Annotated in this window: 14 protein-coding genes and 1 riboswitch; of the genes, 11 read left to right on the top strand and 3 right to left on the bottom strand. The window is 45.1% G+C overall.

Features of this window, described 5'->3' with window-relative positions; translation table 11 throughout:
* Nucleotides 1-6 precede the first annotated feature (6 nt).
* Nucleotides 7-585, bottom strand: a complete 579-nt coding sequence (locus H5073_RS05470) for a chorismate lyase (protein ID WP_182677736.1) — start codon at nt 583-585, stop codon at nt 7-9.
* A 126-nt stretch (nt 586-711) separates the two neighbouring features.
* Here H5073_RS05470 and H5073_RS05465 point away from each other — a divergent pair, with 126 nt between their 5' ends.
* Genes H5073_RS05465 through H5073_RS05455 form a run of 3 tightly spaced genes read left to right on the top strand, consistent with a single transcriptional unit; the run spans nt 712 to nt 3,080 of the window.
* A complete protein-coding gene (locus H5073_RS05465) occupies nt 712-1,113 on the top strand; it encodes a flagellar basal body-associated protein FliL (protein WP_182677847.1) in 402 nt (133 codons plus the stop codon).
* A gap of 4 nt (nt 1,114-1,117) precedes the next feature.
* Nucleotides 1,118-2,173, top strand: coding sequence for a 23S rRNA (adenine(1618)-N(6))-methyltransferase RlmF (gene rlmF / locus H5073_RS05460; protein ID WP_182677734.1), 1,056 nt, complete (start codon nt 1,118-1,120; stop codon nt 2,171-2,173).
* 31 nt (nt 2,174-2,204) lie between these two features.
* Nucleotides 2,205-3,080 (top strand): PfkB family carbohydrate kinase, encoded by an 876-nt coding sequence (locus H5073_RS05455; protein ID WP_182677733.1) that lies wholly within the window; start codon nt 2,205-2,207, stop codon nt 3,078-3,080.
* A 117-nt stretch (nt 3,081-3,197) separates the two neighbouring features.
* On the opposite strand, the gene H5073_RS05450 is transcribed toward H5073_RS05455, so the two are convergent.
* Together H5073_RS05450 and H5073_RS05445 are read right to left on the bottom strand one after the other, a co-directional pair.
* A complete protein-coding gene (locus H5073_RS05450; RefSeq protein ID WP_182677731.1) occupies nt 3,198-5,117 on the bottom strand; it encodes a methyl-accepting chemotaxis protein in 1,920 nt (639 codons plus the stop codon).
* A gap of 226 nt (nt 5,118-5,343) precedes the next feature.
* Nucleotides 5,344-6,990, bottom strand: coding sequence for an electron transfer flavoprotein-ubiquinone oxidoreductase (locus H5073_RS05445; protein ID WP_182677729.1), 1,647 nt, complete (start codon nt 6,988-6,990; stop codon nt 5,344-5,346).
* A 205-nt stretch (nt 6,991-7,195) separates the two neighbouring features.
* A riboswitch (molybdenum cofactor riboswitch) is annotated at nt 7,196-7,329 on the top strand.
* On the opposite strand from H5073_RS05445, the gene moaA reads away from it, so the two are divergent.
* The 8 genes from moaA (at nt 7,317) to H5073_RS05405 (ending at nt 12,957) form a co-directional block, all read left to right on the top strand.
* Entirely contained in the window at nt 7,317-8,297 is a 981-nt protein-coding gene (gene moaA, locus H5073_RS05440) for a GTP 3',8-cyclase MoaA (protein WP_182677727.1), read from the top strand. It overlaps the preceding riboswitch by 13 nt.
* A gap of 101 nt (nt 8,298-8,398) precedes the next feature.
* On the top strand, nt 8,399-8,878 hold the full coding sequence (moaC, locus tag H5073_RS05435) for a cyclic pyranopterin monophosphate synthase MoaC (protein WP_182677725.1): 480 nt from the start codon (nt 8,399-8,401) through the stop codon (nt 8,876-8,878).
* A 21-nt stretch (nt 8,879-8,899) separates the two neighbouring features.
* On the top strand, nt 8,900-9,151 hold the full coding sequence (gene moaD, locus H5073_RS05430) for a molybdopterin synthase sulfur carrier subunit (protein WP_182677723.1): 252 nt from the start codon (nt 8,900-8,902) through the stop codon (nt 9,149-9,151).
* Complete coding sequence (gene moaE, locus H5073_RS05425) at nt 9,151-9,621, top strand: molybdopterin synthase catalytic subunit MoaE (RefSeq protein WP_182677721.1); 471 nt, start codon at nt 9,151-9,153, stop codon at nt 9,619-9,621. Before moaD ends, moaE begins: the two co-directional genes overlap by 1 nt.
* A 47-nt stretch (nt 9,622-9,668) precedes the next feature.
* Nucleotides 9,669-10,502 carry a molybdate ABC transporter substrate-binding protein gene (gene modA, locus H5073_RS05420; protein ID WP_404948376.1) on the top strand — a complete coding sequence of 278 codons (834 nt, stop codon included), beginning with the start codon at nt 9,669-9,671 and terminating at the stop codon, nt 10,500-10,502.
* On the top strand, nt 10,502-11,173 hold the full coding sequence (gene modB / locus H5073_RS05415) for a molybdate ABC transporter permease subunit (RefSeq protein ID WP_182677717.1): 672 nt from the start codon (nt 10,502-10,504) through the stop codon (nt 11,171-11,173). Before modA ends, modB begins: the two co-directional genes overlap by 1 nt.
* Nucleotides 11,163-12,320 (top strand): sulfate/molybdate ABC transporter ATP-binding protein, encoded by a 1,158-nt coding sequence (locus H5073_RS05410; RefSeq protein WP_182677715.1) that lies wholly within the window; start codon nt 11,163-11,165, stop codon nt 12,318-12,320. Before modB ends, H5073_RS05410 begins: the two co-directional genes overlap by 11 nt.
* Nucleotides 12,321-12,435: 115 nt before the next feature.
* Nucleotides 12,436-12,957 (top strand): hypothetical protein, encoded by a 522-nt coding sequence (locus tag H5073_RS05405; protein WP_182677713.1) that lies wholly within the window; start codon nt 12,436-12,438, stop codon nt 12,955-12,957.
* The last annotated feature ends 6 nt before the right edge of the window (nt 12,958-12,963 follow it).

Genomic DNA, 12,963 nt, shown 5'->3' with positions numbered 1-12,963 from the left:
GAGGCATTAGCCTCTCTTTTTTTTCAGCTGATGAATGTGAGCAACTGCAGCTGGGAGGAATATTTCACTGACAGTGAGATTTGTCTGTTTTAGGCTGAAATGGCGCCTACGTCCCCAAAGTGGTTCACTGACATCTTGTGCTAGTGATGCCGCCAATTGTGCTAACTTACAGTCCTTATCAAATCTTGCTAACTCTATTTTTCCAGGAATAATCTCTGGGCTACTGTATAGCAGTTCACCTAAGGGTTTATTGCCTAATTGAGTAAAGGCTTGGGATTTAAAATCAAGCAGGGCTTGAGGCACTAAAGTGCGGGCAAACACCCAGGGGGTATCGTCAAGGCAGAGTAGCACTTCTCGTACCCATACCGGTTCGATTAGGTCGTTGTCGGCTGGTGAGATAGCGCTTAATTGCTCACCTAGGACCTTAACTTCAAAGTGATGGCAAAGGCTTTTTAATCTAAGGGTTAAACTGCCAGTGGCTAATAACCAGTCTTTTAACTGAGGTTCTGCAATAGAATCGGCTCTTTCTGGTGAAAACCACTGAATTGATTCACCATAAGGGAAGCTAAGACTAGTCACATTCATCAATTACTCGCTACAATATAGTTAAAAGCGTTTGAGTTTATCATGTCGATCATTTTGCGGGTAGATGGCCCGATGGACCCGTTAGCTCAAGCCTACCCAAAACCATTTTTAGGAGAGCATTTTATTATGAAAAAAATTGCCACTGCGCTATTGGTATTGCTGACATTGGCTTTTGATGCTCAAAGTGCTGGAGAGGCTGCGTTAGAAGATTATGCTTACTATGGATTTGAGCCAGAAATCGTTACTAACTATATCTCAAATCGTAAGAAAATGGGCTTTGTACGAATAAGTGTCGAGCTGATGGTTAAGAACCCTGATGATCTTGTTTCTATTGAACATCACGATCCTTTACTGCGTGCTGCAATCGTAGAAATTTTAGGTAATCAAGCGGAAAACAAAGTGAAGTCTTTAACTGGTCGCGAGGAAATACGTCGGGAATGCTATGAAGTGATCAATCGTTTAATGGAGCAAGAAACGGGCCGTGGATTTGTCGTAAACCTTTTATTTACTCGTTATTTATACGACTAACCCCATGTCAAAGTTCCCTCCTAAACAGGACAAGCGCCCTGGGATGACTCAGCGGCGCAGCGCCAAGAAAAAAACTGTGACTCCCACAGTATCTAAGTCGTTAGTTAAAACCTTGCATCCGCGAAACCTTCATAACAAAGGCTATGATTTTACCTTGTTAGTTCAGGCGCATCCGGCATTGGCGGTTTTTGTTACTCCTAATGCTTATGGTAATACTTCTATCGACTTTGCAGATCCTAATGCCGTGAAGCAACTTAATGCTGCATTACTGTTGCACCATTATGGCATTACTCATTGGGATATTCCCCAGGGCTATTTGTGCCCCCCCATCCCAGGTCGAGCGGATTATCTTCATTATTTAGCGGATCTCTTAAATGAGAATAATCAGGCTAGGGCTAATGGGAGAATACGGGCGCTGGATATTGGTACTGGGGCGAACGGCATTTATCCCTTGTTGGGTATTCAAAGCTATTCATGGCAATTTGTGGCCAGTGATATCGATAAGGTTTCATTGGATAACGTACGGAAAATTGTTGAGAATAATCCGCAGTTAGCCTCCAAGCTTAGTCTTAGGCTGCAAGTTAACCCTAAGGCGATATTTAGCGGTGTCATTGCGCCTGATGAGTACTTCGATGTTACCCTGTGTAATCCACCTTTTCATCGTTCACTGGCTGACGCTAGTGCTGGCACCCAGCGTAAACTGAGGAATCTTGCTAAGAATAAAGGCCAGCGACAACCTAAAATGACTAAGTCGACAGTTGAGCTTAATTTTGGTGGTCAAAAGGCTGAGCTTTGGTGTGAAGGGGGCGAGGCGGCATTTTTGGCAAATATGATAGTAGAGAGTAAAGCCTTTGCCGCACAGTGTATGTGGTTTACGTCATTAGTATCCAAGTCTGAGAATCTAAAGCCCTGTTATGCACAATTAGCACAACAAAATGCCATTGAAGTGAAAACAATAGAAATGCACCAAGGCAATAAAATTACTCGTATTTTGGCCTGGAGTTTTCTAAGTCACGCTCAGCGTCAAGCTTGGGCTAAATTACGTGAACAATCGCGTTAGTATCAGCTCTGTTTAATCTTAGGAAACCTCCATGGCAAATATTTTGATCTTGGCTAACTTAAACTGCGACAGAATTTTACGTTTAGATAAACCACTGCAAACCGGTGGCAGATTCCATTATCAAGATGGTGGATTGCGCTTAGGTGGCGGGGGAGCTAACACTGGAATTGGCTTGGTATGGGCGCAGCATGATGTCGCCATTGTCAGCCAAGTAGGTAGCGATGAAATTGGCGATTGGATTTTAGCTAAAGCCAGCACTTACGGCTTAGATTGTCGTTTAGTGCAGCGTTTTGACGGTAATACCTGCGAAATGTTATTGGTCATGACCCCAGACGGTGAGCGAACCATTATTCGTCCCCAAAGGCCGGCTTTTATTCTCAAATCTGCCCCTAAGTGGCATGATTGGCAGGCATTTTATATTAATTCATCGGCTCAAGGCGCCGAGTTATGGGCGCAATCAGCATTGGCACATACCTTAGTGGTGGCGCAATTAGCAAAAGATGATAGGCCAAGACCTTGCCATGTGCTTATTGCCTCTAAAAGCGATCTAGCGGGGCGTAGTGAGTTAAGTCCTTGGGAATTTGCAACGCAGCTATCGGGTGACAGCCTTAGGCATTTTATTGTTACCGATGGAGAGGCTGGCGCCTTGGTTTACAGTCAAGATCAAGATGAAGTTTATCAAGTACAGCAAGTACCAGCTGTTAGCGCTAATGTGGTTGATACCACAGGTGCTGGTGATGCTTATGCGGCTGGGGTTATCCATGGGCTCTGTTTGGGCATGAATATCGTTACTGCGATGGCTGAAGGCGCGCGCTGGGCAGCATTTGCGGTTGAAACTCCAAGCTCAATACCTGGAGAGGAATTGCAAAGGTATCTGGGAGCTATAGCAGCAGACTCATTGGCTTAGTATTACAATATTATTGGCACTATTTGTACTATAAAAAAAGCCGTTAACTTAATAAGTTAACGGCTTTTTTATTGGAAGCCTAGCACTAGACTTTCTAAATGTAAGCTTAGGTCGGTGCTAAACCTTAAAGCGAGCTACCAAAGAATCAAGCCTATGGGCTAATTGATTCAGGGATTGGCTAGCCTGAGCAGCAGCTTGAGCTGTATTAGCTGTTCTATGGGTAATGTCATTAATTTCCGTGACGTTACGGTTAATTTCTTCAACTACGGTAGATTGCTCTTCAGTGGCTGCGGCAACTTGTATATTCATGTCGCTTATCATAGCAATTTGCTCGCTAATCCCACTTAAAGATTGGCTGGCTTCATCTACTGCTGCGACACCTTCACGTGAGCGTGAACGGCTCTGCGACATAGCATCAACAGCGCGGCCCGATTCTGATTGTAATTTATCAATCATAGCCTGTACTTCGTTGGTTGACGCCGCAGTACGTGATGCTAAATTACGCACCTCATCAGCAACAACGGCAAAACCCCGACCTGCTTCACCAGCACGCGCAGCTTCAATGGCGGCATTTAATGCCAATAAGTTAGTTTGCTCTGAAATCGCTCTGATAACATCCAAGATACTGCCAATGGATTTAGTGTGGGTTGCGAGAGATTCAATCACTTCGCCTACCGACTCAACGTCTTTAGACAATTGATTAATGGTGGTGCGAGCACGGATAACGACGTTTTGACCTTCAACAGCGCCTTTATCAGCATCCCTTGCCGTTACTGCGGCTTGCGCTGCGTTGCTGGCAATTTCATTAACTGTGGCACCCATTTCATTAATAGCCGTGACCACCATCATGGTGCGGTCTTTCTGGATTTGACTGTCGCTGAGGGTGAGATTCGATTGAGACGAAACATCCTTAGCGGACAAGCCGAGTTGTTGACTGGTGTCGGCAACTTCTATGATGGACTCTTGGATTTTGCTGATAAAGCTATTAAAGCCCTTGGCAAGTTGCGCAAGCTCATCTTCGCCTTTAACAGGTAAACGTTGACGTAAATCGCCTTCACCTTCGCCAATATTGCGAAACATCTCAGCCACGACAGTAATGGGTCGGCTTACTGAGCTTGCCACAAACAAGGCTAGAAATATAAATGCACCAGCAACGAGAGCAGTTAAAACTAAGGTTTGATATGCCGATTCTTCCAGTAGTGCGAACACTTCAGCTTCAGGTACCTGGGCGACCAAATACCAATCCATAGAGGGAATATAGCTTGAGGCGACCAACATATGTTGACCATCAACATCAGCCTTGACTAAGTTGAAGTTATTTTTGCTTAGAAGTTCTCTAGTTTGAATGTTGGGGTAAAGTTGCTCTAACTTAGCTTTACCAATAAAACTCTTGTTTTGGTGCAGAGTCACGCCACCGGCATTATTCACAAGGAACACAAAACCTGATTTTTCAATTTTAAACGAGGCGAGCAAGGCCACCATATCGTCTAAAGATTTTGCCAGCCCCACTAAACCGCGACCATCAGGTTGCTGGTAGTTGACGAATAGTTTGACTTCACCATTAGCCTCGGTGAATACATTGAGCATTCTTTCTTGACGACTGTCACGGTATCCAAAGAACCAACCGTCTTGGTCTGGTTGAAGCACTCGCAAGAAGCCATCTTGAGTATAATAAGCTGCACTTTGTCTGTCGGCATAGGAGGCTTGGGCTAAATCATATTGCAAGGTTAAGTCTTTGAGTTGGGATGTGACTAAGGCCTCTTGCTCGCTAGGACGTCCATCTTGGAGCCAGCGCAATAGCATGCGACTACTGGCAAGTTGTTCAGCAGCATTCATTAGCCCGCTAATGTCCATTTCGACTTTATTGCGAATTTGCACTAACAGACTCGGTAGCTCAGATCCAAGCATGCGCTGCTCAATAACATTTTTTGCGCTGCGCTGGCTTAGTACTCCAACCAAAATGGTCGACAGTAATACCGCGAAAGCAACAGTCATAAGTATCTTTTGTTTGATGGTGAGCGAGTTGAAATAATTCATCTATAAACTACCTTTGTGGGTTACTCAGGGTTTATCGGCTGCTAGGCAAAATAGTTGACTAAAAGCATAAAATAAACATAGTAATATCAACTTAGTATCAAGCTTACGACTTAGTTGCAACACTTAGTGTGTTTAAGTTGAATAGCGCCAATATTAGTCGAATATAATAAAAAAACGCACTCATTTTGAGTGCGTTTGGAAAAAATATACCAAATTGTGGCGCATGCTACATATTTGGGTAGTTAGGACCGCCGCCACCCTCTGGGGTTACCCAAGTGATATTTTGGCTGGGATCTTTAATATCACAGGTTTTGCAATGAATGCAGTTTTGTCCATTGATAACAAATTTCTTCTCACCGGCTTCTTCGACAATTTCATACACGCCAGCAGGACAATAACGCTGGGCGGGCTCATTAAATTTAGTTAAGTTTACTGAGATTGGAATACTGGCATCTTTTAAACGTAGATGGCAGAGCTGGTTTTCTTCATGGAAGGTATTAGATAGAAATACCGAAGACAGTTTATCAAAGCTTAATTTGCCATCGGCTTTAGGGTAATTGATAGTCTTAAAGTCTTTAGCTAGGCCCATCTGAGCATGATCTGCTGACTCATCCTTTAATGTGATCGGGATTTTGCCACCAAACCAGTTCTGGTCGATATAGTTAAAGGCGCCACCCATCCAAGTGCCAAACTTATGCAGTGCTGGGCCGAAATTACGAGATTGATGTAATTCTTCATGTAACCAGCTTTCGCTGATACGCTGACCGAAGCAATCTAAGTCTTTGCCAGCTTCAACCCCAGCAATCAATGCCTCACCTAAGGTACTGGCTGCTACAAGACCACTCTTAATTGCAGTGTGAGTGCCTTTAATTTTGGCAAAATTTAATGTTCCAGCATCACAGCCTATCAACAAGCCGCCGGGGAAGCTCATCTTAGGTAATGAATTAAAGCCGCCTTTGGCGATAGCGCGAGCACCATAGCTTAAGCGTTCTCCTCCCGTTAGAGTACGTGCAATGAGCGGATGAGTTTTATAACGCTGAAACTCATCAAATGGGCTTAGGTGTGGGTTCTTATAGTTAAGGTCGATAATTAAACCGACGGCAACTTGGTTGTCTTCCATGTGATAGAGGAAACCACCACCAGACGAACCGTTATTGAGCGGCCAGCCACCAGTATGAACCACTTTCCCTTCAGTATGTTGCTCAGCAGGGATTTTCCAAATTTCTTTAAAGCCTAGACCGTAATGCTGTGGGGTTTTACCGGCATCTAAGTGATATTTTTCAATCAACTGCTTGCCAAGGTGGCCGCGGCAACCCTCAGAAAGTACAGTGTATTTAGCGTGCAGCTCCATGCCTGGCATGTAACTGTCTTTAGGCTGACCATCTGCGCCGACACCCATGTCACCAATCAAGATGCCTTTAACGCTATTGTCTTCATTAAATAGCATTTCGCTGGCGGCAAAACCTGGGAATATTTCGACTCCTAAAGCTTCTGCACGTTCAGCCAACCAACGGGCAAGATTGCCGACACTGATAATATAATTACCTTGGTTGTGCATTGTTTTTGGTACGAAGGTATTAGGGATATGTAGGGAATGAGCATCAGAGTTGAGTAAGTAGATCTCGTCATCTGTGACTTTGGTTTTAAGGGGAGCATCATCACGCCAGTCACTGAAGAGCTCATCGAGCACGTGAGGCTCGAATACTGCACCAGAAAGTATATGAGCACCGACTTCTGAGCCTTTTTCAACGACACAGACAGTGATCTCTTTATTGGCATCTTTTGATATCTGCATCAAACGACAGGCCGTGGCTAAACCAGCAGGACCTGCTCCGACGATAACTATGTCGAATTCCATTGATTCGCGTTCCATGTTTTCACCTTTAGTTAATCCCCGACTATAGGCGGGTGTTGTCATTTTTTTATGTGTTTACCTTACCTTAAAAAACACCGTTGGCACAGCAGCAAGTATGTTATTCCTGAGGTGAGCTGCGTCACAAAAGCCGCTGATTTCCGGTCTATAGAAGGGGAAACACAAAAATAGGCTGTTTGATTTAAATTAGACATGTCTATAATAAGCACTGACGGTTCTCCGAGCTTCTTATCCTAAGTCTTTAGATACGGGTAATTAGCCGTGGTAATAATGCCACCGGGGTGAGCAAAGAAATGCACTCACCTCCCACACTTGGAAAGGTTAACATGTCCCAACTACAAGACAATTATGGTCGACGGTTTCACTATCTGCGCCTGTCGGTGACAGATGCCTGCAATTTTAAATGTACCTATTGCTTACCTGATGGCTATCAAAGCCAAGGCGACAGTCAGTTTTTGTCCTTAAGTGAGATAGAGTTACTCGTTGATGCCTTTTCACAATTAGGCACTCAAAAAGTACGTATTACTGGCGGTGAACCCAGCCTACGCAAAGACTTCATCGATATTATTAGTATCGTCGCCAACACGCCTAATATTCGCACCGTGGCGACGACCACTAATGGCTATCGGTTAGAGAAAAATGCCCAAGCTTGGTATGGTGCAGGTTTAAGGCGCATTAATGTGTCTATTGATAGTCTAGATCCTAAGATGTTCTATCAAATCACAGGCGAGAATCGCTTCGATCAGGTTATGCGTGGCGTAGATGCTGCACTAGAGGCCGGATTTGAACGGGTTAAAATCAATGCCGTGCTGCTAAAAGGGCTCAATAGCCAAGACCTGCCTAGGTTCCTGCACTGGATAAAACACATGCCGGTGGATCTGCGCTTTATCGAATTGATGGAGACAGGTTTAGGGCGCGAGTATTTTAAGGCGCATCATCTAGCTGGAACCCAAGTGAAGCAGCAACTTATTCGTGATGGTTGGCAATTAGATAAGGCTGATATTCTTGATGGCCCCGCGCAAAACTTCAGCCATAGTGATTACCAAGGCCGTATTGGTCTTATCATGCCCTATGAGAAAAACTTCTGCGTTAGTTGCAACCGTTTACGGGTTTCAGCCAAAGGTAAACTGCATTTATGCCTCTTTACTGAGAATGGCGTTAACCTGAAAGATTTGCTGCAAGACAAAAGCCAAACCCCTGAATTGATGGCACGTTTACAGCAGCAATTAGGTTATAAGACAGCGGCGCACTCGTTACATCAAGGTATTACTGGGGTGACTACGCATTTGGCTTCAATTGGCGGCTAAGAGAGGAGAAACATCAAGTTTATAACCTCATTTAAAGACCGATAATTCAACATGACTCATGTTATTTGTTTTCACTCATTAGCCTTAGGTACCGTAACTCAATGTCAGAATTCACCCATATCAATGCTCAAGGCCATGCTCATATGGTGGATGTCACCACTAAAGAGGTGACAGAGCGTGAAGCACGTGCCCAAGCTTTTGTTGAGATGGCCCCAGAGACACTGCAGATGATCATTAATGGTCAGCATCATAAGGGCGATGTGTTTGCGACCGCCAGAATCGCAGGTATCCAAGCCGCTAAGAAGACCTCAGATCTGATCCCTCTGTGCCATCCGTTAATGCTCACTAAAGTTGAGCTTGAGTTGGTTGCTGAGCCTGAATTTAATCGAGTTCGGATAACCAGTTTATGCAAACTTGCGGGAAAAACCGGGGTAGAAATGGAAGCGCTTACGGCGGCAAGTGTTGCTGCGTTGACCATTTACGACATGTGTAAAGCTGTGCAAAAAGACATCACAATTACCAGTGTAAGCTTGCTTGAAAAGCGCGGCGGTAAGTCGGGTGATTTTAAAGCTAAGGCGTAAAGCCTGTTAAGGATATTTCGCATGATTAAGATTTTATTTTTCGCCCAAGTTCGTGAATTATTAGGCACCGCAAGTCTTGATCTTGCAATTGAGAAAGGCGGTATCACGGCCGAAGTACTTAGGGCGCAATTGGCAAGCACAGATGACAAGTGGGCCAAGGTGATGGCGTCCGATAAGTTGCTGGTAGCCATTAATCAAACCATGAGCACTTGGGATGCCAGCATTAAAGATGGCGATGAAGTGGCTTTCTTTCCTCCTGTGACTGGGGGCTGATGATGCCTAAGGTAAAAATAGCAGTGCAAGAGGCAGATTTTGATCTTGCCCAAGAGTATGGGCGCATTGCACAAGACAACAATGATGGCGCAGTGGTGACATTTTGCGGCAAGGTGCGTGATTTTAACGAGGGCAGTGATATTACTTCGCTCACTTTAGAGCACTACCCTGGGATGACAGAATCTGTGCTTGAACAGATTTGCCTGCAGGCACTACAGCGCTGGTCGATAAACCATTTAACTGTGATCCACCGTGTCGGCCGCCTAGATTTAGGCGAACAAATTGTCTTTATTGGGGTCAGCAGTCCTCATAGAGGCGATGCTTTCTCTGCCTGTGAATATCTCATTGATTTCTTAAAAACCAAGGCGCCTTTTTGGAAGCTTGAAGCAAGCGAGCAAGGTGAGCGTTGGTTAGCGGCTAGAGACACGGATGAAGCGGCGGCTAACACTTGGCAACAAGGAAAAGCTTAATGGGGTTGAGGGGGGGTGGTTGCAAGGGAGTGGTTAAGCGAGCATTGATGTGCCAAACGGACCATGGTGTTAGTGTGAGCATTAGCCGCAAATGGTCTGCTATTAGCATCTGCTTGTTGCTACTGAGCTTAAGTCTTGGGATAACCACTCAGGCGATGGCCAATGATAAAGGTCCCTTAATCGCCGCCGCTGCCAACGTGAAATTAGCATTGGATACCATCATTGCCGATTACCATAGGGATACCGGAGCAAATATTCGGGTCACTTATGGATCATCGGGTAATTTTGTCGCGCAAATTCAGCATGGAGCACCGTATGAGTTAATGCTCAGTGCCGATGAATTTTATGTAAATCAATTGGCTGCCTTAGGTTTCACTCAGGGTGAAGGGCACATTTATGCCATTGGCAGATTAGCACTGGTTGTCCCCCATGGTTCCCCCCTAAGTCTAGATGCTGAGCTGAATGGTCTTAAGCTATTACTTGCCAAGGGCGAACTAAAACGTTTTGCCATCGCCAACCCTAAGCACGCACCTTATGGTGAGCGTGCCGTCGAGGTGTTAACCGCCAGTGGCAATTGGCCGCGAATACAAAATAAACTCATCCTAGGGGAGAATGTCTCCCAAGCGTTGCAGTTTGCCTTAAGTGGTTCAACTCAAGGGGGCATAGTGGCGCTGTCTTTGGTGCAACATGCTGAGTTTAAACAGCATGGCCGCTACATTGCTTTACCTGAAACTTGGCATAAACCGCTTAATCAGCGCATGGCGTTGATTAAGCATGCAAGTATCCAAGCCAAAGATTTTTATGAATATCTGTTATTGCCTCAAACTCAACAAACCTTTACCGAGTTCGGTTTTACTGCCGCAGTGACGGGAGAGCGTTAATGGATTGGCAAGCATTCTGGTTGTCGATTAAATTAAGCAGCACGACTGTGATTATCTTAATTCCGCTGGCTATCTTTGCGGCAAAATTCTTAGCTTACCGTGATTTCAAAGCCAAACCTTGGTTAGAAGCGCTAGTGATGGTGCCATTAGTTTTGCCGCCCACAGTAGTAGGTTATTATTTGCTGGTGGGGTTGGGCAGCCAAAGCTTAGTGGGGCAATGGTTAGAGACATATTTAGGCACTTCATTAGTGTTTAACTTCTCAGGCCTAGTGCTGGCTTCGGTATTGATTAATATTCCCTTTGCATTGCAGCCTATTCAGCGAGCATTTGAAGCTATTCCTATGGATGTGCGCGATGCTGCCCTGTGCTGCGGTATGTCACCTTGGGCGATACTATATAAGATTGAACTGCCCATGGTATGGCCTGGAGTACTGACCGCGATTGTATTGTGTTTCTCTCATGTATTGGGTGAGTTTGGCGTGGTGCTTATGCTGGGTGGCAATATTGCCGGCGAGACCAAAACCTTGTCTATTGCCATCTATGATAGCGTGCAAGCCTTCGATTTAGCGGCCGCTGGCTCAATGTCATTATTCTTATTGGTGTTTGCCGTCAGTGTATTAGCTTTAACCAGCCATTTATCACGGCGTATGGTGACTACCAATGGCCAATAATACGCATCAATTCCGTTGCCAGATAAGCCAGCATACACCTATTCCCTTGGAATTGGATTTCAACTGCCAAGGCGGCGAAGTCCTTGCCGTTGTGGGACCCTCTGGTGGTGGCAAGACTAGTTTGCTGCGCATGCTTGCAGGCTTGAGTCGGCCACAATCGGGCCTTATCAGCTTGGGTGAAGAAGTGTGGTTTGATAGTGACAAGCAATTATGCTTATCGCCGCAGCAACGCCACCTTGGCTACGTGCCGCAGCATTTTGGCTTATTCCCGCGTTTAACAGCACTAGAGAACCTACTAGCAGGGTTAGATCATTTACCAAAATCCCAGCGCCGCCCACAGGCTTTACTTTGGCTACAGCGGGTTGGTTTAGGGGAATATAGCGACAGATTACCTAGGCAGCTTTCTGGTGGTCAAAAACAGCGAGTCGCCCTTGCTCGAGCGTTAAGCCGTGAGCCTAAGGTCTTGCTGCTGGATGAGCCTTTTTCGGCGCTGGATATACAAACTCGCGATAGCTTGTATCAATATTTGATGCAGATTATCGCTGAGCTCGCGATTCCTATCATTTTAGTGACTCACGATATCCAAGAAGCATTTTTACTGGCAGATAAGATGCTGTTACTGCATCAAGGGAAAATACTTCAAAGTGGCGCTCCGGCTAACATTTGGGCTAATCCTGTTAATGAGCTGGTGGCGCGGCAAATGGGGCTTAAAAATATTGTTGCTATTAAGTGCCTAAGCTCAAATCCAAGCCCAAATCCAAGCATGAGCCTAAGCCGCAGCGATGCCGAGTTCAGTATTGGCGAGCAAACTCTGCGACTTACGTCCAATGTCGAGGTGAAGCTGGGCGACACACTTTACTGTATTTTTAAGAAACCCAGCTTACGGTTAGTGGCTTTAGAGGCCAATGAGCCATTATCACCTGTGGAACAAGATCTGTGGGTTCGGGTGACTAAGATACGGGTAATTGCAGAGTTTGTTCGATGTGAGCTCACTATCGAGCAGAGTGATTACAACTTAAGCCTTGAACTAAGCTTGATGGAGTTTGCATCACTTGAGGTTAAGCTCGAGCAACGCAGGCAACTTGCCATCGTCACCGCTGAGTTGCTCACCATTGCGGCGGATACCGATCCAAATATCAATAAATAATCATGGGGTTTAGTATGATTAACCCCTTCATGATCAATGTTTAATATTTCAATGCTTGGGACTTACACGCGGCTTAGGTAAAGTAGTGCCAATGATTAATTTTATGGGGCCTTTCATGTTTCGTTGTCTGTTTGTTTTTCTAGCCTTTTCTTGTAACGCTTTAGCTGCTCCTAGCATGTACCAGGTGCTATCTCAGGGCACTTATCAAACGCCTATTTCAGTGATGAAGCAGTTAGAGGCAGTAAAAGGCGACATGATCGTGGCTTTTGATATGGAAATTGAAGCTGATGAACTTATTTATGAGTTTATGATCGTTAATTTAGCGAAGCAAAAGCTTATCGAAACTCGAATACGAGCCAAAGATGGCGTCAAGCTCAAAGACAGCAGTAAAACTATTGCTGCTGATGATTTAGACCAAGTCCAAGCACTCAAAATGTTGCAAAAAAAGCAGCTAAGTTTTTCTGACCTCGTGAACATGGCGATAAAAAACCAGCCTGGATTTTTATTGGAAGCTGAATTAGATCATGATCTCGCCATTAGCTATTTAGAGCTTAAATTGCTCACTGAACAGAGCAAGAATACTATCGCCTTCGATATCGACAATTTACGGCCACTACCTTTACTTAAGTGGGACTAGCCGCAA

Origin of the sequence: Shewanella sp. SR44-3 (assembly GCF_014163735.1) — a bacterium.
In the GTDB taxonomy this organism is placed as follows: Bacteria; Pseudomonadota; Gammaproteobacteria; order Enterobacterales; family Shewanellaceae; genus Shewanella.
Note: the sequence above shows the minus strand (reverse complement) of the source record. Positions and strands in the feature narration are given on the sequence as shown.

Bases quoted from the DNA above. Each gene is read 5' to 3' on its own strand.
- H5073_RS05470 (WP_182677736.1), bottom strand. From the start codon at position 585: ATGAATGTGACTAGTCTTAGCTTCCCTTATGGTGAATCAATTCAGTGG.
- H5073_RS05465 (WP_182677847.1), top strand. From the start codon at position 712: ATGAAAAAAATTGCCACTGCGCTATTGGTATTGCTGACATTGGCTTTT.
- rlmF (WP_182677734.1), top strand. From the start codon at position 1,118: ATGTCAAAGTTCCCTCCTAAACAGGACAAGCGCCCTGGGATGACTCAG.
- H5073_RS05455 (WP_182677733.1), top strand. From the start codon at position 2,205: ATGGCAAATATTTTGATCTTGGCTAACTTAAACTGCGACAGAATTTTA.
- H5073_RS05450 (WP_182677731.1), bottom strand. From the start codon at position 5,117: ATGAATTATTTCAACTCGCTCACCATCAAACAAAAGATACTTATGACT.
- H5073_RS05445 (WP_182677729.1), bottom strand. From the start codon at position 6,990: ATGGAACGCGAATCAATGGAATTCGACATAGTTATCGTCGGAGCAGGT.
- moaA (WP_182677727.1), top strand. From the start codon at position 7,317: ATGTCCCAACTACAAGACAATTATGGTCGACGGTTTCACTATCTGCGC.
- moaC (WP_182677725.1), top strand. From the start codon at position 8,399: ATGTCAGAATTCACCCATATCAATGCTCAAGGCCATGCTCATATGGTG.
- moaD (WP_182677723.1), top strand. From the start codon at position 8,900: ATGATTAAGATTTTATTTTTCGCCCAAGTTCGTGAATTATTAGGCACC.
- moaE (WP_182677721.1), top strand. From the start codon at position 9,151: ATGATGCCTAAGGTAAAAATAGCAGTGCAAGAGGCAGATTTTGATCTT.
- modA (WP_404948376.1), top strand. From the start codon at position 9,669: ATGTGCCAAACGGACCATGGTGTTAGTGTGAGCATTAGCCGCAAATGG.
- modB (WP_182677717.1), top strand. From the start codon at position 10,502: ATGGATTGGCAAGCATTCTGGTTGTCGATTAAATTAAGCAGCACGACT.
- H5073_RS05410 (WP_182677715.1), top strand. From the start codon at position 11,163: ATGGCCAATAATACGCATCAATTCCGTTGCCAGATAAGCCAGCATACA.
- H5073_RS05405 (WP_182677713.1), top strand. From the start codon at position 12,436: ATGTTTCGTTGTCTGTTTGTTTTTCTAGCCTTTTCTTGTAACGCTTTA.